The sequence below is a fragment of the Streptomyces sp. NBC_01750 genome, from assembly GCF_035918095.1.
Taxonomy (GTDB): Bacteria; Actinomycetota; Actinomycetes; order Streptomycetales; family Streptomycetaceae; genus Streptomyces.
Window position 1 is genome coordinate 5,193,266 of the sequence record NZ_CP109137.1, and the last position, 20,309, is coordinate 5,213,574.

Sequence of the window (20,309 nt, forward strand, 5' to 3'; positions counted from 1 at the left end):
ACCGCACTACGCAGGCTTACGGCGCTACCGCACCACGCGGCAGCACTACGCGGCAGCGCCGCCGAATTCGCGCAGCGCGTCCTCGACGATCGCCTCCAGCCGGGCGTGGTGCGCGCCCCGCCAGTAGACGCGCTCGCAGGCCGTGCACTGCGCGAAGACGTCGTACGAGCGCTGCGTCCCCTGCTCCAGATGCTCCTGGACCGACTCCTTGTCGGCGTCGGTCAGCCGGCCGTTGCATGCCGTGCACCGAGTCCATGGCGCGAGCACCGGCGCGAACCGCTCCAGTACGTCCCGGAGTTGGTCATCGGGCCGGTCGCTGTAGATGTACGCCCCCGCCCAGATCTCCCGCCGCCGCAGCAGCCCGCGGTCCCTGGAGAGCAGGACCCGACGCTCCTTCGCCGAGAGCGCCGCCAGGGCCGGGTCGCCGATGTCCTCGTTCTCGTACGCCGCGTCGACGCCGAGGAGTCGGAGCCGCCGCGCCAGTGTGCCGAGGTGGACGTCGAGCAGAAAGCGCAGCGGCGCACCGGGCACCTGCTGCGGCCGCTCGACACCGCGGACCTCGACGCTCTCGCCGGCGCGCGGGATGTGGGACACGGAGACCTGGCGGCCGTCGACGAGCAGCCGGCCTGCCTCGGTGAGCGGAACGCCGAGTGACTCGATGGCGTGGCCCAGTGTCGAGGAGCCGTCGGTGACCAGGGTCGTACGGCCCTCGCGGCGCTCCAACGGGACGAAGAGACGCAGCTCAGGGGCGACGCTGAGGGTGATTTCCGGTCCGTTCACGCGGCAAGCATGTCATCGGGCGGCACGCGTCAGCCAGGGCTTTCCGGTCCGGCCACCGGGTCCGGCGGGGGCAGGCGGGATCCGCGGGGTCCGGTGGGCGCGGCGGTGGGCCGGTCCCGGCCGGGGCCGGTGGGTTGCGGTCAGGCGCGAAAGGAGTCCGCGTTCTCCTTCGCCCATTCGGCGAAGGTGCGGGCCGGGTGCCCGGTCAGCTCCTCGACGTTGCTGGTGAGAGGAGTGGGTGAACCGTCCGTCGAGGCCCAGTAGTCGAGCAGCCCGTCCGCGAAGGCGCCGGGCATGTAGTCGGCCATGGATTCCTTCCAGGCCTCGCGCGTCACGGTGTTGAAGGGGATGGAGCGGCCCGTGGCCTGCTCGAGGATCGCGATCTGCTCGGTGAAGGTGAGGGACTCGGGACCGGTCAGGTGGTACGTCGCGCCGCGCAGCGGCGGCCGGGTGAGAACCGCGAGCGCGGCTTCCGCGATGTCCTGCTCATGGATCGGATCGCCGTAACTGCCCGGGTACGGAAGGTCGATCGCGCCTGTGGACCGCAGCGCCCAGAGCCATGGGCGCGCGTTGCTCGCGAACGCGCCGGGCTGCAGGACTGTCGTTTCGATGGGTGAGGCCGCCAGCGCCTGCTCGACCGCGAGATGGGACGCGGCGACCGGGTTGCCGGCGGCGCCGGGGTCGAGGACCGAGCTGGAGGAGAGCAGCACGATGTGCTCGACACCCGTAGCCGTGGCCTCTTCGAGGAACGCGCCGATCTGCGACGGCTCGGCGTAGAGGAACACGGAGGTGACCGATTCGAGGGCGGCCGGGAAGGTCGCGGGGTCGTCGAGGGCGCACTTCACGGCCTTGACGCCCGACGGCAGGCTGAGCTTCTCGGGGCTGCCGGAGGCGGCGCGGACGTCGACTCCCGCCTCGTGCAGGAGCGGTATGAGGGAGGAGCCGACCTGGCCGCGGCTTCCGGTGACGAGGATGGGCATGGAGGGATTCCTTCGGGACTCGGAGAGGGGCAGCCGCAACGAAAATATTCGACGTTGCGCAGAAACTGCGTGGCGCAGATAAATATCCGCGAAAAGGGCCCGCTCGTCAAGCGGGCCCTGGCACCTAGTCCATCAGGTCGACGCGCCAGTCGTTGGACCGCAGGATCTGGCCGGGCGGGTACTCGAAGTCGCACTCGCCCACCAGCTCGAAGCCCGCCTTCCTGCACACCGCGTTCGAGGGGCCGTTGGCCACGGACGGGAAGGCGTGCAGATGGCGGTGCTTCTGCTCGGCCCGCGCCATCGCGACGACCGCCACCGTGCCCGCCGTCGCGATGCCCCGCCCCTGGAACGCGGGCAGGACGCTCCACCCCGTCTCGTACACCTGCCCCCCGTCCCACGTCTGCTCCCAGAAGCCGACCGTGCCGGCGGCCTCCCCGCTGCCCTCCAGCACGATGCGGAACATCCGGCCCCTGCCCGTCCGGTCCGCGCTCAGATCCACATACCGCCGGTGTCGCTTGACCAGCTGTTCTTCCGTCTCCGGGCCCCCCAGGTGATCCATCAGCTCAGGTGCGTTCGCAGCGCGGAGAAGGTCGAAGTCGTCCTCGGACCATGGCTCGATCCGTACCGTCGATGCTTGGATCTCCATGCCACGCACTGTAGGGCGAGGGTCGGACAACCGGGGGTCGGACGATGAGCTTCACCGGTGTATGGGCGGTCGGCGCTGTTCCCGACGCCGAAGTCACCGCCCTGCCGGGACGGTTCGTCCATCCGACGGGCGACCTCGCGGGGGAGTGGACCACGCCTCCCGGCTACGCCGAGGATCTGGCCTGGTGGCTCAGCGGCGGCGACCGCGAGCCCTACTTCACGCCCGAACCCACGCCTGCCGCCCTCCGCTTCGCCGCCTTCGCTCGCAGCGGCGGCCCGAGCTCCCCGGCCGTCACCGCCATGAAGGAGGCCGGCCTGGACCTGCTGCGCGATACCGAAGGGAACGCCGCGTTCGTTGCCTCGGTGCGCAAGGGCGACCCGGCCACCGCCCTCTGCTACGCGCTGGGGGCGGCAGCCACGGCCCGGCTGCCGGGCTGGTTCGGTGACTTTCTGCTGACCGCCGCCGAGGTGCGCGCCGTCCTCCCGCACACCGAGTCCGCACTCGCCGTCACCGGGCCACGCCGCACCGAGGTCCTCGCCCGCATCGACGCCTGGATGTCCGCCATGAGCGACGCCCCGGAATTCGACGCGAGCACGCTGCTGGACGGGCCGTTGCGGGTGCTGCGGTACGCGGCGGCCAACGGTACGGGCGCGGTCGGCGTCACCGAGAGCTACTGAGAGTCGCCAAGGGGTGGGCGCGCGTACGCGGTCGGCGGGACGCCCACCGTCGCTGTGAAGTCCCTTACGAGATGCGCCTGATCGCTGTATCCGAGCTCGGCGGCCAGCGCCGCCCAGTCCAGGCCGGCTTCAGGACCTTCGCCGCCGCCCCGGCCCCCGCCCGCCGGCCCCCCACCGGCCGGGCCTTCGCCCGACTCGGCGCGCTCCAGCGCCTCGTGGATGCGATAGCGCAGGATGACCCACTTGGGACCGACCCCCACGTACGCGGCGAACAGCCGCTGCAGCGAGCGCGCCGACACCCCTTCCGCGGCCGCCAGCTCGGCGACGCGCCGGATCGAGCGGTCCGTACGCACCAGGTCGACCAGTGCCATCGCGCGCAGCGCCTGCGGGTCGGCTTCCGGCTCGAGCCCCAGCAGGAAGGCATCCAGCGCGGCGACACGCGCGTCCTCCGCCTCCGCCTCCGCGCGCGCCTGGGCATGGGTCTCGGACGGCCCGTCCTCCGCCGCCGCCTCCGGACCGAGGATGCCGAGGACGGTGTCCTGGTCCGCGCCCGGCAGTACGTCCGCGACCGGCAGCCGCTGTCCCGTCCAGTCGGACACCGGCCGGTCCGGCGCGAACGGCCTGAAGCCGCCGGGGCGGAACTGCACCCCGCACACCCGGCCCCGCCCCTCCAGTTTCTGTGTGAAGAGCCGCAGGCCGATGCCCGCCACCTCGCCCCAGCCGGCCGCTCCGCCGTACCGCTGGAAGACGACATTCACCGAGGGATGCGGCACCACATGAGAGGCGTACGGCTCCGTCAAGTCCCAGTCGATGAGCCAGTAGTGCTCGAGATACGGACGCAGCGCCGGGGCGGGCTCGCGGCGGCGGAAACGCACCCGCGCGAAGAGCTCCTGGGCTTCGACGATGCCCCGGGTGTCGCGGCGCGGACCTGTCATGCCCGGATCCTATGTCGCGTTTGTTCAATACGCAGGGCGTCGGCCGTGCCTAGCGTCGGAGCATGACGAACACCATCAGTGAACTGCTGGAATCGGCGGTGGAGCGTGCGGTACCGGTGGTGCGCGGCGTTGCCGACGACCGACTGGCCGACCCGACTCCGTGCACCGAGTACGACGTACGGGACCTGATCGATCACCTCCTCCAGGTGGTGATCAACTTCCAGGCCCTGGCGGCGCGGAAGGATGCCGATTTCGCCTCCGTGCGGCACTACACCGACGGCGACTGGCGAGGCCGGTTTGCCGACGAGACCGCCGCGCTCGTGGCGGCGTGGGCGGTTCCCGGAGCCGAGGAGGGCACGGCGGGGACACTGGGCCTCCCGGCCAGGACCGTGGGGCAGATGGTGCTGGGCGATCTGACCGTGCATGCCTGGGACTTGGCCCGCGCCACGGGGCAGGAGTTCACACCGGACCCGGTCGTGGTCGGTGAACTCGGGCCTTCGCTCGCGGAGATGGCGCCGATGGCACGCAAGAAGGGCGTGTTCGGCGAGCCGTTCCCGCTGGCGGAGGGGGAGCGGGCTTCGGAGTTCGACCGGGTGCTCGCCCTGACCGGCCGGGATCCGCACTGGCAGCCGTAACAGCAGGAACCGGTGCTACTGCTTCGCCGGCGGACTCCCGTCCCGGCCGCCCGGCTGTTGGCTCCGGCGACGGGCCTGGCGGGCCAGGCGGCCCCGGTTCTCCCGCTGGTAGCGCCGCTCCAGGCGGGCCTGCTGGTCCCGGCGGTCGCGGTACTCCCGGTACTCCATGTCGCCCCGGCCTCCGGGACGGCTGACGCCGCGGCCGTAGCGGACCTGGCCGAAGATCAGCACAGCCGCGGCCACCCACAGGACGGGCTCCATGAACCCGAGGCCGATCAGGGCCAGGACGACGAGCAGGAAGACTGGGTTCACGGTGGACCTCCGCGCGTGGACAGGAAGTTCACGCTGCCGGGGTCTCGGGCGGCCGCGCCGTCCAACCTAGCCCTGCCCGAGCGCCCGGAGAAGACACACGACAGAGACGCCTGCGCGAGCAAACACCTGTCCGGCGCAGCGGACGGCGTCGCCGTACGTCAGGCGTCCCCGATGTCGCTCAGTCGTCCTGAAGGCATGCGCCTCTGTCGTCCTGAAGGCATGCGGATCGCACATGCCGGAGGAGCGGGAGCGCTGGACCGAACGCGACGGGACGTCGTACGTATCAGGACAAACTCACCGCAGTGCGGGACTCCCGACGCGCCGAGTACCAGCGCATGACCGCAAGCCGGTCGGTGCCCGGCCGCCTGCGGGCCTGGTTGGGCGGTTTCGCGGAGGGCGTCCGCGCGCCGTGCGGGAAGCGGCGGCCGATGCGCTGGAGCACCGTGTGGCGGATGGTCCGGCCGGGCCATCCGCCGTTCATCCAGTCGCAGTCGCAGTCGCAGCCTTGGTCAACGGCCGCATCCGCATTCGCATCCGAGACCGTTGCCACGAGTGCGAGTGCGACCGCGATCGCAGCCACGGCCGAAGCCCGGACGGCTCAGGGCCACACCAGGCAGTACGGCTGGTGACCCGCCTCATGCAGACGATGGCTGAAATCCTGCCATTCGTGGAGCAGTTGGTACACATTGAAAGCGTCACGCGGACCGCCCCGGTCCGGAACCGTCGACCAGATGAAGGCTGCCGCACCCACCGACTCCTCGCCGATGCCGCGCAGCGGGTCGACCACCGTCATCGGAAGTTTGACCACCGCGTAGTCGGGGTGGAGGACGACCAGCTCCAGTGGCGGCACCTTGTTCAACGGCATGCCCTGGATTCCGGTGAGCACCATGGCGGCTATGGTCTCCGGTTTGATCTTGGCGAACATTCCGCCCATGCCGAGCTCGTCGCCGCCGAGCTCCTCGGGGCGCATCGAAATCGGCACCCGGGCGGCAGTGGCCCCGTCAGGTGCGCCGAAATATTTGTAGGTCACCCCCACTCGGCCGCTCCTGCTTCCCATGGGTTCATCCGCGCCGGCATCGCCTCGCCGATGCTTACCCCGCCGGGCAGGCTCAGGACCCAGGTCGTCGGTCCCCTCGCCCAGTCCGCCACCGCGATGCATATCTCCACCCGACCACTCGCAGCCCCCGCCGCGCAACCCGATCATCGTGACAGTGACCTCCCCCACGAAAGTGCTGTGAAACACCCGTCCGCAAGAACTTAGGGGCCTCTGACACCATGGATTCCGTGAGCATTCCCTATGTCGCCCCAGTTTCGCAGACGCGAGAGGGATGACGCCCTTTCGTAATACGAGGAGATCGCCCCGTCCGCTCACCGGTGGCCGAGATCATCTGTCCCGGCCCCCCGACCGCCCGCATCGCAGATCAGGACCAAAGTGTCGTATTCATACGAAGCCCCAGTTTCGCAGACGCTTTTCGACCGTGCGTCACTCGTGACGCCCGGCGGCGTGAACTCTCCCGTCCGTGCTTTCCGCGCCGTGGGCGGTACGCCCCGGTTCATGGTGTCCGGTACCGGCCCGTACCTCACCGATGCGGACGGGCGCGAATATGTCGACCTCGTCTGCTCGTGGGGTCCGATGATCCTCGGGCACTCCCACCCGGCCGTCATCGAGGCGGTGCAGGCCGCGGTCGCCCGCGGTACCTCCTTCGGCACGCCGGGCGAGGGCGAGGTCGCCCTCGCCGAGGAGATCGTGACCCGGGTCGAGCCGGTGGAGCAGGTACGGCTTGTTTCCAGCGGTACGGAAGCGACGATGTCCGCGATCCGCCTCGCCCGCGGTTTCACCGGCCGGGCCAAGGTCGTGAAGTTCGCCGGCTGCTACCACGGACATGTGGACGCGCTGCTCGCCGCGGCCGGCTCCGGGGTGGCGACCTTCGGGCTGCCCGACACCCCGGGCGTCACCGGCGCGCAGGCCGGCGACACCATCGTGCTGCCGTACAACGATCTCGAAGCGGTGAACGAGGCCTTCCACACGCATCCGGGCGAGATCGCCTGCGTGATCACCGAGGCCTCGCCGGGCAACATGGGCGTCGTGCCGCCAATGCCGGGCTTCAATGAGGGGCTCAGGGCGGCCTGCGCCAAGAACGGCGCGCTGTACATCTCCGACGAGGTCATGACGGGCTTCCGTACGTCGAAGGCCGGCTGGTACGGCGTCGACGGCGTCGCGCCCGACCTGATGACCTTCGGCAAGGTCATGGGCGGCGGCTTCCCGGCCGCCGCGTTCGGCGGCCGCAAGGACGTCATGGAGTACCTTGCCCCAGCCGGCCCCGTCTACCAGGCGGGCACCCTCTCCGGAAACCCCGTCGCCACCGCCGCCGGCCTCGCGCAGCTGCGGCTGCTCGACGACGCCGCGTACGAGAAGATCGACGCCGTCTCGGCGGCGATCCGGACGCTGCTGACGGACGCGCTCGCCAAGGAGGGCGTCGCCCACCGGCTGCAGACCGCGAGCAACATGTTCTCCGTCTTCTTCACGGACAGGGACGTCAGGAACTACGAGGACGCGAAGAAGCAGCAGTCCTTCCGCTTCAACGCGTTCTTCCACGCGATGCTCTCCCAGGGCGTCTATCTTCCGCCGTCCGCCTTCGAGTCCTGGTTCGTCTCCACGGCCCACGACGAGCGGGCGATCGAGCGGATCGCCGCCGCGCTGCCCTCCGCCGCCCGCGCCGCCGCCGAGGCGACGGAGGTGTCCGCATGAGCGAGATCACAGTTGTCCATCTGGTGCGGCACGGCGAGGTCGAGAACCCCGACGGGGTGTTGTACGGCCGCCGTTCGGGCTATCACCTCTCCGGGCTCGGACGTCAGATGGCCGACCGGGTCGCCGAGCATCTCGCGGACCGCGACATCACCCATGTCGTCTCATCGCCGCTGGAGCGCGCGCAGGAGACCGCCACGCCCGTCGCCAAGAGCCACAGCCTCACCCTCGACACCGACGAGCGGCTGATCGAGGCGGGCAATGTCTTCGAGGGCAAGACCTTCGGAGTGGGCGACGGCGCGCTGCGCAAGCCGGCCAACTGGAAGCATCTGACCAACCCGTTCCGCCCGTCCTGGGGTGAGCCGTACATCGATCAGGTCGTACGGATGATGGGCGCGCTGAACTCCGCGCGGGACGCGGCCCGCGGGCACGAGGCCGTCTGCGTCAGCCATCAGCTGCCGATCTGGATCGTGCGGAGTTTCGTCGAGCGGCGCCGCCTCTGGCACGATCCGCGCCGCCGGCAGTGCACTCTCGCGTCCCTGACCACCTTCACCTATCAGGACGACAAGATCGTCTCGGTCGGCTACACCGAACCGGCGCGCGATCTTGTGCCGGCGCATCTTCTCGCGGGTGCGAAGCCCGTGAGGGGCAAGGCCAAAGCATTCGGTGCTTAGTTGCTCACGAAAATAAGTGACACCCCTTCGGAACCTCCGCCTCCCACCCGGCATCTAAGCCGGTGCCGGTGTGGATGGGCTCTCTGGACCAAGAGAGCGCGGATGGGGACGATATGCGCGACGTCAGTCGAAGGGGTTTGCTCGGGGCGGGACTTGGGGCGGCGGCCGCGATCGGGATCGCGGGCTGCGGCTCAACCGGCCAGGACAGATCGGGACAGGCCGGGGCCGGCAAGGGCAGGGGCAGCACCCCTTCCAGGGCCGAGGGCCGGCCGATCGGCGACGGTTCCACGTCCGACACGGGAAAGCAGCCGCATCAGCCGCCGAAGCCCGTTCCTCTCGAACCGGGCCAGACGCCGCCGCAGTTCGTGATCTTTTCCTGGGACGGGGCGGGTGAGGTCGGCAACGGCCTCTTCCCGCGCTTCCTCGAACTCGCCAGGAATCACGATGCGGCGATGACCTTCTTCCTCTCCGGGATCTATCTGCTCCCCGAGTCGAAGAAGACGCTCTACCGTCCGCCGAACAATGGCATCGGCGCGTCCGACATCGGTTATCTCACCGACGACCACATCAAGGCGACGCTGAAGCACATACGCCAGGCATGGCTCGACGGCCATGAGATAGGCACGCACTTCAACGGGCACTTCTGCGCCGGTTCGGGAACGGTCGGCAACTGGTCGCCCGCGGACTGGCAGAACGAGATAGACCAGGCTGTGAAGTTCGTCACCGAGTGGCGTACGAACACCGGCTGGAACGACATCGACCCGCTGCCGTTCGACTACCGCAAGGAACTTGTCGGCGCCCGCACCCCCTGCCTGCTCGGGCAGGACAAGCTGCTGCCCACCGCGAAGAAGCTGGGCTGGCGCTACGACGCGAGCTCGCCCGGCGGCCGTCAGATGTGGCCCGACAAGCGGCACGGACTCTGGGATCTTCCGCTGCAGCAGATGCCGTTCCCCGGCCACTCCTTCGAGGTGCTCTCGATGGACTACAACATCCTCGCCAATCAGTCGCAGAATTCGACCAAGGGCATGCCCGAGCGCTATCCCGGCTGGAAGAAGCAGGCCACCGGTGCCTATCTCGCCGGATTCAAGCGCGCCTACGAGTCGAATCGGGCGCCGTTCTACATAGGCAACCACTTCGAGCAGTGGAACGGCGGCATCTACATGGACGCCGTCGAGGAAGCCCTCAAGGGCATGGCCGGCAAGAAGGACGTACGGCTGGTCTCCTTCCGGCAGTTCTGCGACTGGCTCGACGTCCAGGACCCGAAGGTGCTCGCCAAGCTCCGTACGCTCGAGGTCGGTCAGTCTCCGGCAGGCGGCTGGAACACATTCCTTAAGGCAGCCTGACAAGGGGCTATCCGGGCACCCAGGGGGGCGCGGAAAGATCCCCGGAACGGCCATGCGAAACTTTTCACATGAGCCTTAGCCGTGCCTCCCGTGCTGCCCTGCTGACCGCCCTGGTCGCCGCCGGAGCTCTCACTCTGTCGGCCTGCAGCGGCGGGGACAACGGAAAGTCCGGCGGTGGCGGCGACACCAACTTCGTCACCGACACCGGCGGCATCTCCACCGTCGCCAAGGGCAGTCGCACCAGCACCAAGGAGCTCACCGGCGAGACCCTCGAGGGCAAGCCGCTCGACGTCGCCGACCTCAAGGGCAAGGTCGTCGTGATGAACGTCTGGGGTTCGTGGTGCCCGCCCTGCCGCGCCGAGGCCCCGCATTTCGCCAAGGTCGCCAAGGAGACGAAGGCGAAGGGTGTGGAGTTCGTAGGGATCAATACCCGCGACGCCAACAAGGGTCCGGCGCTCGCCTTCGAGAAGGATTTCGAGGTCGGGTACCCGAGTCTGTACGACCCGGTGGGCAAGCTGATTGTCAATGGCTTCCCCAAGGGGAGCCTCAATCCGCAGGCCATTCCCTCCACGATCGTGCTCGACCGTGAGGGAAAGATCGCCGCCCGCTCTCTCCAGGCGCTCGACGCCACACAGCTCCACAAGATCATTGACCCATTGATCGCGGAGAAGTGACCGGTGGAAGCTCTGACGCCGTCCTCCTGGGGTGAGCCTCGGTGAACCAGACGGTCTTCAGCGGGGCACTGCTGGTCGCGCTGCCCATCGCCGTACTCGGCGGCCTCGTCTCCTTCTTCTCGCCCTGCGTACTGCCGCTCGTACCCGGCTATCTCTCGTACGTCACCGGGGTCAGCGGCAGCGACCTGGCCGAGGCCAAGCGCGGCCGGATGGTCGCCGGAGCCTCCCTCTTCGTCCTCGGCTTCACCGCCGTCTTCGTCTCCGGCGGCGCGCTCTTCGGCTACTTCGGTGCGACGCTCCAGGGTGAGAAGGAGATTCTCTCCAAGGTCCTCGGCGGGCTGATGATCCTGCTGGGTGTGTTCTTCATGGGCCTGATGCCCTGGCTCACGCAGCGCGAATTCCGCCTCCACAAGCGGCCGGTGACCGGCCTGGCCGGCGCGCCGCTGCTGGGCGCGCTGTTCGGCGTCGGCTGGACGCCCTGCATCGGCCCGACGCTCGCGTCCGTGAACGCCCTCGCCGCCGAGCAGGCGAGCGCGGGCCGGGGGGCCATACTGACGGTCGCTTACTGCATCGGCCTCGGAATGCCCTTCGTCCTCGCGGCGGTGGCCTTCCGCAAGGCGCTCGGCGCTTTCGGCTGGGTCAAGCGCCACTACGCCTGGGTGATGCGGATCGGCGGCATCATGATGATCGCGACCGGTCTGCTGCTGCTGACCGGTGTCTGGGACAGCCTGGTGCAGGGCATGCAGGGCTGGACCAACGGCTTCACGGTGGGGATCTGAGTTTCATGAGCAAGACAGCGACCGACGAACAGAGGGACGACGGCAAGGACCTCGGAGCGGCCGGAGCTCAGCTCTCCACCGCGCCCAGGGAAGAGCTCATCGCCGGGCCCTCCCTGTCCGTCATCGGCTGGGTCCGCTGGTTCTGGCGGCAGCTGACCTCCATGCGGGTCGCGCTCATCCTGCTGTTCCTGCTCTCCCTCGGCGCGATCCCCGGCTCCCTCATCCCGCAGAACAGCGTGGACGAGCTGAAGGTGCAGACCTTCAAGGAGGCCCACAAGACGGTCTCGCCGCTCTACGAGAAGCTGCAGTTCTTCGACGTCTACAGCTCGGTGTGGTTCTCGGCGATCTACATCCTGCTGTTCGTCTCCCTCATCGGCTGCATCGTGCCGCGCTCCTGGCAGTTCGTCGGTCAGCTCCGCGGCCGGCCACCGGGTGCCCCCGGACGGCTGACCAGGCTGCCGGCGTACACCACGTGGCGCAGTGAGGCGGAGCCCGAGCAGGTGCGTGAGGCCGCGCTCGCGATACTGAAGAAGCGCCGCTTCCGCGCCCACACCGTCGGCGACGCGGTCGCCGCCGAGAAGGGCTATCTGCGCGAGGCCGGAAATCTCCTCTTCCACATCGCGCTGATCGTGATGCTGGTGTCCTTCGCCGCGGGACAGCTCTTCAAGTCCGAGGGCGGCAAGCTGATCGTCGAGGGCGACGGGTTCTCCAACACCCTCACCCAGTACGACGACTTCAAGTCCGGCTCGATGTTCAGTTCGGACGAGCTCGTGCCGTTCAGCTTCAGGCTGGACAAGTTCACGGGTACGTACGAGGAGAAGGGGTCGCAGCGCGGCACGGCGCGCACCTTCGAGGCCGGCGTCAGCTACTCGCAGGGCGGCGGGCCCGACAAGAAGTCCGTCATCCAGGTGAACAAGCCCCTGGTCGTCGACGGCACCAAGGTCTATCTGCTGTCGCACGGATACGCGCCCGTCGTCACCGTCCGCGACGGCCGCGGCAATGTCGTTTTCAACGGCGCGGTGCCGTTGCTGCCGATCGACAACAACATCACATCGACCGGCGCGATCAAGGTCATGGACGGCTACCGCGACAAGAACGGCAAGAAGGACCAGCTGGGTTTCCAGGCGTTCTTCGTGCCGACCTTCGGGGGCGCGGGCAAGGGCACGATGTTCTCGCAGTTCCCGGGTCTCGAGTTCCCGGTGCTCGCCCTCACCGGCTACCACGGCAGCCTCGGCGTCAACGCCGGTCTGCCGCAGAACGTGTACCAGCTCGACACCCGCAAGCTGACGCAGTTCAAGGACGCCAAGGGCCAGATCCTCAAGGCACGGCTGCTGCCCGGCGAGAAGATGACGCTGCCGGACGGCGCGGGCTCCATCACCTTCGAGAAGGAAGTGAAGGAGTGGGCCAGCTTCCAGATCTCGCAGCAGCCGGGTAGTGGCTGGGCGCTGACCGGCGCGATCGCCGCCATCGGGGGCCTCGTCGGCTCGCTGTTCATCCAGCGCCGGCGCGTCTGGGTCCGGGCCGTGGCGGGGGAGGACGGCGTGACCGTCGTCGAAATGGCGGGGCTCGGCCGGAGCGAGTCCCCGAAGCTTCCCGAGGAGCTGGCCGATCTGGCGGTCACGCTCCATGCAGAGGCGCCGACCGCGCCGGATCCCGATACCGCAGATGTATCTGCTGAAGGGGCTGAGAAGTGACTCTCGCCGCCGCAACCACCAACGAGAATCTGGCGCACATCAGCAATGTGCTGATCTATTCGTCGATGGCCGTCTACACGATGGCCTTTCTCGCCCATATCGCCGAATGGGTCTTCGGCAGCCGCAGCAAGGTGGGCCGTACCGCCGCCGCGCTGACCGGCACCGCTGCCGCGGCCGGCTCGGTGAAGGTCCAGGTCAAGCAGCAGGGCGGCGGCACCGCCGTACTGGACAAGCCCAAGGTCATCACCCGCTCAGCGTCCGGGACGCGTGACGTCCCGGACGGACCCGGCGCGGCAGGCGGCACCGAGAAGGGCGATCTGTACGGCCGGATCGCCGTCTCGCTGACCGTCCTCGGCTTCTTCGTCGAGGCGGGCGGCGTCGTCGCACGCGCGCTGTCGGTGCAGCGGGCCCCCTGGGGCAACATGTACGAGTTCTCCCTCACCTTCTCCACGGTGGCGGTCGGCGCGTACCTCGGCTTCCTGCTCGCCGGGAAGAATGTCCGCTGGATGGGTCTGCTGCTGGTCGCGACCGTCCTCGCCGACCTCGGCATCGCCATCACCTGGCTGTACACCGACAGTGACCAGCTGGTCCCCGCCCTGCATTCGTACTGGCTGTGGATCCACGTCTCCACCGCGATCTTCTGCGGTGCGGTCTTCTACCTCGGCGCGGTCGGCACTCTCCTCTATCTGTTCCGTGACAGCTACGAGAACAAGCTCGCCCGCGGCGAGCAGCCCGGCGCCTTCGCGACCTCGGTCCTGGAACGGCTGCCCGCGGCCGCCTCGCTCGACAAGTTCGCGTACCGCATCAACGCCGCGGTCTTCCCGCTCTGGACCTTCACGATCATCGCGGGTGCGATCTGGGCCGGCGACGCCTGGGGCCGCTACTGGGGCTGGGACCCCAAGGAGGTCTGGTCCTTCATCACCTGGGTCGCCTACGCCTGCTATCTGCACGCCCGCGCGACAGCCGGCTGGAAGGGCCGCAAGGCGGCAACTCTGGCGCTCATCGCCTTCGGCTGCTGGCTCTTCAACTACTACGGCGTGAACATCTTCGTCACCGGCAAGCACTCCTACGCCGGCGTCTGACCGTTACGTCGGCGCCCGGCGCCCGGCGCCCGGCGCCCGGCGCCCGGCGCGCGGCGCCGAGGTCCGGAACCGGAGGGCGGGGCGCGCCGTGACGCGGTAGCGGCGCAGGCGTGCGGAACTGCTGACTGCGCGCGAGGCTGGTGCCATGACCTCCACCGTTGACCATGGCACCGGCCGGAGCGAGGGAGGCACCCAGACCCTCCACTTCGAGCTCCGCCTGCCCCACCCTGTGGACCGGGTCTGGGCTGCCGTGGCCACACCTGAGGGCGTGCGGGGCTGGCTCGCGGCCGCCGATGTGCTCGAGCCCCGGCTCGGTGGCGCGGTCACGCTGCGCGGGCTCACCACGGGTGCCGAGGGACGGCACACGTCCGTCGAGGGCCGCATCACCGCCTGGGACGTCGAGCACGTCGCCGAGTACACCGTGAACGTCCACGGCCGGATGCGCTTCCATCTGGAGCCGGCCGGCAGCACCGGCACGACGGTCCGGTTCACCAACGAGTTCAACGGCGACGACAAGCGGCGTCCGGACCGCCTGGCGTGCTGGCACAGCCATTTCGAGTACCTCGTCGACGCGCTCGACGGGCGGCCGGTGGACTGGTCCGGCTGGACTCCGGAGCGCAGGCAGGAGCTGCACGAGGCGTACGCGGCCCGGGAGCGTGACGTCAGTCGGCCGTGATCGCGTCGAGCTGGGCGCGCAGATAGGTGTGCGAGTCGATGCCACGGACCTCGGTTCCCGGATCGCACTCGTAGAAGTAGACGAGTGAGATCAGCTCCTCGGCCGGTACGTCCGCCGGCGGCGGCAGCACCCGGTGGCGGCCCGAGCGCCAGCGGTCGCCCGTCCAGCGGGCCATCAGATCCCCGATGTTGATGGTGAACGCCTCGGGGTCGTACGGCGCGTCCTCCCAGCCGCCCTCGTCGGTGAACACCTGCAGCCCGCCCTTGCCCGCCTGCCGGTCCAGGACCGTGACCGTGCCGAAGTCGGTGTGCGGGCCGATGCGGAACTGTCCGGGTTGCGGCTCGCCGACGGTGTCCCTCCCCGGATACCAGTTGATGTTGAAGCCCCAGGTGGGATGCCCGGTGTGCCGGGTGAAGAAGTCCTCGGTCTCGCCCAGCGCGACCCCGAGGAGCTCCAGCAGCAGGTCGGAGAGCGCCCGCAGCTGCCCGAGATACGCCTCGACCAGCTCTTTCAGTTCCGGTACCTCCGCCGGCCAGCTGTTGGGAAGGAACCACTCGGCATCGACCGCGGGGTCGCCGGTGGGGTCCTCGGCCGCGAAGGACAGCGACTCCTTCAGGTCCGGTGGAGTCTGCATACCCTCGGCGTACCCGTTCGCCTCGGCGCCGGGTCCCAGCCAGCCGCGTCCGCCGACCTTGACGGCGTACGGCTCCTTGACGCCGGACGGCAGCCGGAAGAACTGCCGTGCCGCCTCCCGGATCTGCGCCCGCAGCCCTGGATCGACTCCGTGTCCAGTGACCAGGAGGAATCCGGCGGTCCGCAGGGCCTGGTCGACCCTCGCCGCGATCTCCGCGCGCGCGGCGGCGTCCCCGGTGAGCCATGGGCGCAGGTCGATGCCGGGAATCCTGGATTCAGTCACCGATGTCCTCGTTCCACAGTTCGGGGTTGGCCTCGATGAAGTCACGCATCAGGCTCCTGCACTCGGCGTCGTCCAACAGCACGATCTCCACGCCGTGTTCGGCCAGCCAGTCGTGCCCGCCGTGGAAGGTGGCCGCCTCGCCGACCACCACCCGGGAGATCCCGAACTGCCGGACCAGACCGCTGCAGTACCAGCAGGGCGAGAGGGTCGTCACCATCGTCGTACCCCGGTACGAGCGCTGCCGGCCGGCCGCCCGGAAGGCCGCCGTCTCGGCATGCATCGACGGGTCGCCGTCCTGTACGCGGCGGTTGTGGCCGCGGCCCAGCAGCGTCCCGTCCGCGCCGTACAGCGCGGCCCCGATGGGAATCCCGCCCTCGGCCAGCCCGGTCCGCGCCTCATCGAGAGCTGTCGACAGCCACGGTTCGTACTCCATGGCGTTCAGGACTTCTGGGGGTCGTCGCCGTTCTCGCGGCGCTTGAGCTCCTCCTCGCGGCGGCGCAGATCCGCCTCCCAGTCCTTGAGGAGAGCCTCGTCCTTTACCTCTTTGGAAGGAGCAGCCTCGTCCTTGAGGGACTTGAGGAAGTCGGGGTTGTCGTCGGGCGCGACCCACTCCGTGCGGTGGCTGCGGTGCCACTCGGAGGGTGTGCTGCCGTCGGCGGAGACCTTGCGCGCCTTGCCGGCGACGAGCCAGGCGACCGGACCGATCAGCACCTCGCCGAAGAGCAGCACGATGATGATCCACACCACCTTGGGGAGGTGCTTGACCTCTTGCTCGGGGGTGTTGAGGCAGTCGATGAAGGCGTAGATCCACAGCGCCAGGACCAGCAGGAAGGGCAGATACCGGAGCATGGTGGTGCGATCCCCTCGGGGGAGCGGTGGCGGGGCCCCGTAGGCCCCGGTGACGGGTACAGGGTAGTGGGTGGCCGATACTGGTTGGCATGGCTTACGACGATCTTCGCTCCCTGCTCCGGGCGCTGGAGCGCGAGGGAGACCTCAAGCGCATCAAGGCCGAGGTTGATCCGTATCTGGAGGTCGGGGAGATCGTCGACCGCGTGAACAAGGCGGGGGGTCCCGCGCTGCTCTTCGAGAATGTGCGCGGATCCGCGATGCCGCTCGCGATGAACGTCTTCGGTACGGACCGCCGGCTGCTCAAGGCGCTCGGCCTGAAGTCCTACGCGGAGATCAGCGACAAGATCGGCGGGCTGCTCAAGCCGGAGCTGCCGCACGGCTTCGTCGGCGTGCGGGAGGCCTTCGGCAAGCTCGGCACGATGGTGCACGTGCCGCCGAAGAAGGTGAAGGACGCGCCGGTGCATGAGGTGGTCCTGCGCGGCGACGATGTGGACCTGGACCAGTTGCCGGCGCTGTTCACCTGGCCGGAGGACGGCGGCTCCTTCTTCAACCTGGGCCTCACGCACACCAAGCACCCGGAGACGGGTGTACGCAACCTCGGTCTGTACCGACTGCAGCGCCACGACAGGCGCACCATCGGCATGCACTGGCAGATCCACAAGGACAGCCGCAACCACTACCAGGTGGCGGCCAAACGCGGTGAGCGGCTGCCGGTCGCGATCGCCTTCGGCTGCCCCCCGGCCGTGACGTACGCGTCCACCGCGCCGCTGCCCGGCGATATCGACGAGTACCTCTTCGCGGGCTTCGTCCAGGGCAAGCGGATCGAGATGGTCGACTGCAAGACGGTGCCGCTGCAGGTCCCGGCCAACGCCGAGGTCGTCGTCGAGGGGTGGCTGGAGCCCGGCGAGATGCTGCCCGAGGGGCCCTTCGGCGACCACACCGGCTTCTACACTCCGCAGGAGCCCTTCCCGGCACTGACCATCGACTGCGTCACGATGCGCAAGCGCCCGCTGCTGCAGTCGATCGTGGTGGGCCGGCCGCCGACGGAGGACGGTCCGCTGGGCCGGGCAACGGAGCGGTTCTTCCTTCCCCTGCTCAAGATCATCGTGCCGGACATCGTGGACTACCACCTGCCCGAGTCCGGCGGCTTCCACAACTGCGCGATCGTCTCGATCGACAAGAAGTACCCGAAGCACGCGCAGAAGGTCATGCACGCCATCTGGGGCGCGCACATGATGTCGCTGACGAAACTGATCGTCGTCGTGGACGCCGACTGCGACGTCCACGATCTGCACGAGGTCTCGTGGCGGGCGCTCGGCAACACCGACTACGCCCGTGACCTGACCGTCGTCGAAGGCCCGGTCGACCACCTCGACCATGCCTCGTACCAGCAGTTCTGGGGCGGCAAGGCGGGCATCGACGCGACGAAGAAACTCCCCGAGGAGGGGTACGTACGGGACGGCGGCTGGCCGAACATGGTCGAGTCCGACCCGGAGACGGCGGCGAAGGTCGACCGCCGCTGGAAGGAGTACGGCCTGTGAGCAGTGCCGCCGCCGCAGTCCCTCAACCCGGTGGGACCAAGGCCTTCCTCCGGCTGGTGATGATCGAGCACTCGGTCTTCGCGCTCCCTTTCGCGTACATCGCCTCGCTGACCGCGATGTTCCAGCTGGACGAGAGCATCCACTGGGGGCGGCTGCTGCTGGTGACGATCGCGATGGTGGGCCTGCGCACCTTCGCGATGGCCTGCAACCGCATCATCGACCGCGAGATCGACGCCCGTAATCCGCGTACCGCGGGACGCGAGCTGGTGACCGGCGCGGTCTCGGTGAGGTCGGCCTGGACCGGCGCGCTGGTCGCCGTCGTCGTCTTCCTCGGGGCGGCCGCCGCGCTGAACCCGCTGTGTCTCGCGCTCGCCCCCATCGCGGTGATCCCGATGGTGGTCTATCCGTACGGCAAGCGGTTCACGAACTTCCCGCACGCCATCCTCGGACTCGCCCAGGCGATGGGCCCGGTCGGCGCGTGGATCGCGATCACCGGCCAGTGGTCCTGGGACGCGGTGATCCTCGGTCTCGCGGTCGGCGTCTGGATCGGCGGCTTCGACCTGATCTTCGGCTGCCAGGACGTCCAGGCGGACCGTGCGCAGGGCGTGATGTCCGTACCGGCCCGCTTCGGCATCCCGGCCGCGCTGTACGGCGCGCGCGTATCGCATGTCGTCACGACGGTTCTGCTGGTCTGGTACGCGCTGGCCACGGACGCGGGCGGGTTCTTCTGGCTGGGCCTGGTGATCGTCGCCGCGGCGTTCCTGTACGAGCACTCGATCGTGACGCCGCACGACCTGTCCCGTCTCAACCGTGCGTTCTTCACGGTCAACGGCTTCATCGGGATCGCACTCTTCGGGTGTGCGCTGCTCGATCTGCTGGTGCGCGGCCTGACCGTGTAAGCCATGGCGCACTGGCGGCCGAAGACCGCGCGCTGCCGGATATTGTCAGAGGTGTGGAGCCTGTGGAAGTGAAGAGCCGTCAGCCGTGGGTGGTGGGGGTCTCCGGGGCGTCCGGGACGCCGTACGCCGCCGCTGTACTGCGCGGGCTGCTGGCCGCGGGCGAGAGCGTGGACCTGGTGGTCAGCCGTGCCTCGCGGCTGACGCTGCTCGACGAGACCGGGATCGCCTTCCGCGACGCGCACTGGCGCGAGGATCTGCGGGAGTGGCTGGCGCGCGGGGCCGACGGCAAGCCGGGCATCTTCAGGGTCGATGTCGATGACGTACGGCACTGGGCCGCGGGGGATCTGGCCGCCGGGCCTTCGTCCGGTTCGTATCCGGTGAAGGGGATGCTGATCGTGCCGGCGTCGACGGCGTGTGTGGCCGGGGTGGCGCTCGGGCTCTCGAAGGATCTGCTGCAGCGCGCGGCGAGCGTGACGCTCAAGGAGAGGCGGAAGCTTGTGGTCGCGGTGCGGGAGACTCCGCTGAACGGGCAGACCCTCAGGCATCTGGTGACGCTGGACGAGGCGGGCGCCGTGGTTCTGCCCGCCTCTCCGGCGTTCTACGCGGGGGCGACGCACATCCAGGATCTGGTGGACTTCGTCGCCGGGCGGGTGCTGGACGCGGCAGGGGTGCCGCATCAGCTGTACCGCCGTTGGGAGGGAGAGCTGGGTGGCTCTCGTTCGGATTAGCCCGGGTTAGCGCTTCTTGGCGCGGCGAGCCGTGCGGGTCTTGTCGATCCGGTGGGCGGCAGCGGGCTGATGGGCACGCGAGCGGTTGGCCAGCTCCTGCAGCTGTCGCATGTGGGCGTAGGCCATCTCGGTCGAGTACACGGTGAAGCTCACTCCTGAAAGTTCGAAGGACTATTGCTGATCATCTGAAAGATTCGCAGGGTCATTGACCCTGCGTGCCTTAGATTCTATACGTAATCTTGCGAGATCGCTGAACAATGGAAGGGTCCAGGCATATGGACGCGGTGGACAGGCAGCTCATCCAGGCGCTCAGGGAGAACGGCCGGGCTTCGTACGCGGAGCTCGGCCGGCTCGTCGGGCTCTCGGGGCCCTCCGTCACCGATCGCATCAACCGCCTCGAGGCGGCAGGCGTCATCACCGGTTACCGGGCCACCGTCGACGCCGCCTCGCTCGGTCTCGGTGTCACGGCACTGATCGGGATCTCGCTCTCCGACGCCGCCGACCACGATGACGTGGCGCGCCGGCTGAAGGACCTCGCCGAGATCGAGGACTGCTGGTTCATCGCGGGCGACGACTCGTACATGCTCAAGGTGCGGGCCGACAATGTCGACGGTCTGGAGAAGACGATCCGCCGGCTCTCCGGCACGAGGGGCGTCTCCCGTACGCGCACCACGATCGTGCTCTCCACCAAGTGGGAGAACCGGGTCGGCGATCTGCCCGAGGAGGGCTAGGCGTACGGTTGG

At 69.0% G+C, this 20,309-nt stretch carries 24 protein-coding genes and 1 pseudogene; 15 read left to right on the forward strand and 10 right to left on the reverse strand.

From position 1 onward, the window contains the following. Window positions 1-45 precede the first annotated feature (45 nt). The 3 genes from OG966_RS23535 to OG966_RS23545 all read right to left on the reverse strand — a co-directional run bounded on the left by OG966_RS23535 (window position 46) and on the right by OG966_RS23545 (window position 2,406). Window positions 46-780, reverse strand: coding sequence for a Mut7-C RNAse domain-containing protein (locus OG966_RS23535; RefSeq protein ID WP_326651779.1), 735 nt, complete (start codon window positions 778-780; stop codon window positions 46-48). 140 nt (window positions 781-920) lie between these two features. Then, on the reverse strand, window positions 921-1,760 hold the full coding sequence (locus tag OG966_RS23540) for an NAD(P)H-binding protein (RefSeq protein ID WP_326651780.1): 840 nt from the start codon (window positions 1,758-1,760) through the stop codon (window positions 921-923). A 124-nt stretch (window positions 1,761-1,884) separates the two neighbouring features. Continuing rightward, window positions 1,885-2,406 (reverse strand): GNAT family N-acetyltransferase, encoded by a 522-nt coding sequence (locus OG966_RS23545; RefSeq protein WP_326651781.1) that lies wholly within the window; start codon window positions 2,404-2,406, stop codon window positions 1,885-1,887. Window positions 2,407-2,450: 44 nt separating this feature from the next. On the opposite strand from OG966_RS23545, the gene OG966_RS23550 reads away from it, so the two are divergent. Beyond that, window positions 2,451-3,083: a hypothetical protein gene (locus OG966_RS23550; protein ID WP_326651782.1), complete on the forward strand. Its 633-nt coding sequence runs from the start codon at window positions 2,451-2,453 to the stop codon at window positions 3,081-3,083. On the opposite strand, the gene OG966_RS23555 is transcribed toward OG966_RS23550, so the two are convergent. Further along, a complete protein-coding gene (locus OG966_RS23555; RefSeq protein WP_326651783.1) occupies window positions 3,077-4,018 on the reverse strand; it encodes a helix-turn-helix domain-containing protein in 942 nt (313 codons plus the stop codon). The two genes, OG966_RS23550 and OG966_RS23555, sit on opposite strands and share 7 nt — an antisense overlap. Before the next feature lie 62 nt (window positions 4,019-4,080). On the opposite strand from OG966_RS23555, the gene OG966_RS23560 reads away from it, so the two are divergent. After that, window positions 4,081-4,653 (forward strand): TIGR03086 family metal-binding protein, encoded by a 573-nt coding sequence (locus OG966_RS23560; protein WP_326651784.1) that lies wholly within the window; start codon window positions 4,081-4,083, stop codon window positions 4,651-4,653. 15 nt (window positions 4,654-4,668) lie between these two features. On the opposite strand, the gene OG966_RS23565 is transcribed toward OG966_RS23560, so the two are convergent. Further along, window positions 4,669-4,965, reverse strand: coding sequence for a hypothetical protein (locus OG966_RS23565; RefSeq protein ID WP_326651785.1), 297 nt, complete (start codon window positions 4,963-4,965; stop codon window positions 4,669-4,671). Between the two features lie 356 nt (window positions 4,966-5,321). Between OG966_RS23565 and OG966_RS23570 the strand changes: the two are divergent. Continuing rightward, window positions 5,322-5,447 (forward strand): annotated as a pseudogene (locus OG966_RS23570) (glycosyltransferase family 2 protein); the annotation flags it as partial. 116 nt (window positions 5,448-5,563) lie between these two features. Here OG966_RS23570 and OG966_RS23575 read toward each other — a convergent pair. Then, window positions 5,564-6,124 (reverse strand): hypothetical protein, encoded by a 561-nt coding sequence (locus tag OG966_RS23575; protein WP_326655335.1) that lies wholly within the window; start codon window positions 6,122-6,124, stop codon window positions 5,564-5,566. A 273-nt stretch (window positions 6,125-6,397) separates the two neighbouring features. On the opposite strand from OG966_RS23575, the gene hemL reads away from it, so the two are divergent. The 8 genes from hemL (at window position 6,398) to OG966_RS23615 (ending at window position 14,633) form a co-directional block, all read left to right on the forward strand. Continuing rightward, window positions 6,398-7,714 (forward strand): glutamate-1-semialdehyde 2,1-aminomutase, encoded by a 1,317-nt coding sequence (hemL, locus tag OG966_RS23580; protein ID WP_326651786.1) that lies wholly within the window; start codon window positions 6,398-6,400, stop codon window positions 7,712-7,714. Beyond that, window positions 7,711-8,385, forward strand: coding sequence for a histidine phosphatase family protein (locus OG966_RS23585; RefSeq protein WP_326651787.1), 675 nt, complete (start codon window positions 7,711-7,713; stop codon window positions 8,383-8,385). The genes hemL and OG966_RS23585 overlap by 4 nt, the downstream gene beginning before the upstream one ends. Window positions 8,386-8,498: 113 nt before the next feature. After that, window positions 8,499-9,728: a hypothetical protein gene (locus OG966_RS23590; RefSeq protein ID WP_326651788.1), complete on the forward strand. Its 1,230-nt coding sequence runs from the start codon at window positions 8,499-8,501 to the stop codon at window positions 9,726-9,728. Window positions 9,729-9,796: 68 nt separating this feature from the next. Beyond that, the gene (locus OG966_RS23595) at window positions 9,797-10,402 is read left to right on the forward strand and encodes a TlpA family protein disulfide reductase (RefSeq protein WP_326651789.1); all 606 of its coding nucleotides are present in this window, start codon (window positions 9,797-9,799) and stop codon (window positions 10,400-10,402) included. 41 nt (window positions 10,403-10,443) lie between these two features. After that, window positions 10,444-11,181, forward strand: a complete 738-nt coding sequence (locus OG966_RS23600; RefSeq protein WP_326651790.1) for a cytochrome c biogenesis CcdA family protein — start codon at window positions 10,444-10,446, stop codon at window positions 11,179-11,181. A 5-nt stretch (window positions 11,182-11,186) separates the two neighbouring features. Continuing rightward, window positions 11,187-12,875, forward strand: a complete 1,689-nt coding sequence (gene resB / locus OG966_RS23605) for a cytochrome c biogenesis protein ResB (RefSeq protein WP_326651791.1) — start codon at window positions 11,187-11,189, stop codon at window positions 12,873-12,875. Further along, on the forward strand, window positions 12,872-13,957 hold the full coding sequence (ccsB, locus tag OG966_RS23610; protein ID WP_326651792.1) for a c-type cytochrome biogenesis protein CcsB: 1,086 nt from the start codon (window positions 12,872-12,874) through the stop codon (window positions 13,955-13,957). The genes resB and ccsB overlap by 4 nt, the downstream gene beginning before the upstream one ends. 145 nt (window positions 13,958-14,102) lie before the next feature. Next, window positions 14,103-14,633: an SRPBCC domain-containing protein gene (locus OG966_RS23615; protein ID WP_326651793.1), complete on the forward strand. Its 531-nt coding sequence runs from the start codon at window positions 14,103-14,105 to the stop codon at window positions 14,631-14,633. Here the strand turns inward: OG966_RS23615 and OG966_RS23620 are convergent. The 3 genes from OG966_RS23620 to OG966_RS23630 are packed head-to-tail and all read right to left on the reverse strand — an operon-like array spanning window position 14,620 to window position 16,398. Next, on the reverse strand, window positions 14,620-15,549 hold the full coding sequence (locus tag OG966_RS23620) for an isopenicillin N synthase family dioxygenase (protein ID WP_326651794.1): 930 nt from the start codon (window positions 15,547-15,549) through the stop codon (window positions 14,620-14,622). The two genes, OG966_RS23615 and OG966_RS23620, sit on opposite strands and share 14 nt — an antisense overlap. Further along, window positions 15,542-15,982 carry a nucleoside deaminase gene (locus OG966_RS23625; protein WP_326651795.1) on the reverse strand — a complete coding sequence of 147 codons (441 nt, stop codon included), beginning with the start codon at window positions 15,980-15,982 and terminating at the stop codon, window positions 15,542-15,544. The genes OG966_RS23620 and OG966_RS23625 overlap by 8 nt, the downstream gene beginning before the upstream one ends. A gap of 5 nt (window positions 15,983-15,987) precedes the next feature. Then, window positions 15,988-16,398, reverse strand: a complete 411-nt coding sequence (locus OG966_RS23630) for a PLD nuclease N-terminal domain-containing protein (RefSeq protein ID WP_326651796.1) — start codon at window positions 16,396-16,398, stop codon at window positions 15,988-15,990. A gap of 89 nt (window positions 16,399-16,487) precedes the next feature. Here OG966_RS23630 and OG966_RS23635 point away from each other — a divergent pair, with 89 nt between their 5' ends. The 3 genes from OG966_RS23635 to OG966_RS23645 are packed head-to-tail and all read left to right on the forward strand — an operon-like array spanning window position 16,488 to window position 19,566. Next, complete coding sequence (locus OG966_RS23635) at window positions 16,488-17,939, forward strand: menaquinone biosynthesis decarboxylase (protein WP_326651797.1); 1,452 nt, start codon at window positions 16,488-16,490, stop codon at window positions 17,937-17,939. Then, the gene (gene mqnP, locus OG966_RS23640; protein ID WP_326651799.1) at window positions 17,936-18,838 is read left to right on the forward strand and encodes a menaquinone biosynthesis prenyltransferase MqnP; all 903 of its coding nucleotides are present in this window, start codon (window positions 17,936-17,938) and stop codon (window positions 18,836-18,838) included. Before OG966_RS23635 ends, mqnP begins: the two co-directional genes overlap by 4 nt. 53 nt (window positions 18,839-18,891) lie before the next feature. Further along, the gene (locus OG966_RS23645; protein ID WP_326651800.1) at window positions 18,892-19,566 is read left to right on the forward strand and encodes a UbiX family flavin prenyltransferase; all 675 of its coding nucleotides are present in this window, start codon (window positions 18,892-18,894) and stop codon (window positions 19,564-19,566) included. A gap of 6 nt (window positions 19,567-19,572) precedes the next feature. Here the strand turns inward: OG966_RS23645 and OG966_RS23650 are convergent, their stop codons facing one another. Beyond that, window positions 19,573-19,719, reverse strand: a complete 147-nt coding sequence (locus OG966_RS23650; protein ID WP_326651802.1) for a hypothetical protein — start codon at window positions 19,717-19,719, stop codon at window positions 19,573-19,575. A 122-nt stretch (window positions 19,720-19,841) separates the two neighbouring features. Between OG966_RS23650 and OG966_RS23655 the strand changes: the two genes are divergently transcribed. Further along, window positions 19,842-20,297 (forward strand): Lrp/AsnC family transcriptional regulator, encoded by a 456-nt coding sequence (locus OG966_RS23655; protein ID WP_326651803.1) that lies wholly within the window; start codon window positions 19,842-19,844, stop codon window positions 20,295-20,297. Window positions 20,298-20,309 lie beyond the last annotated feature (12 nt).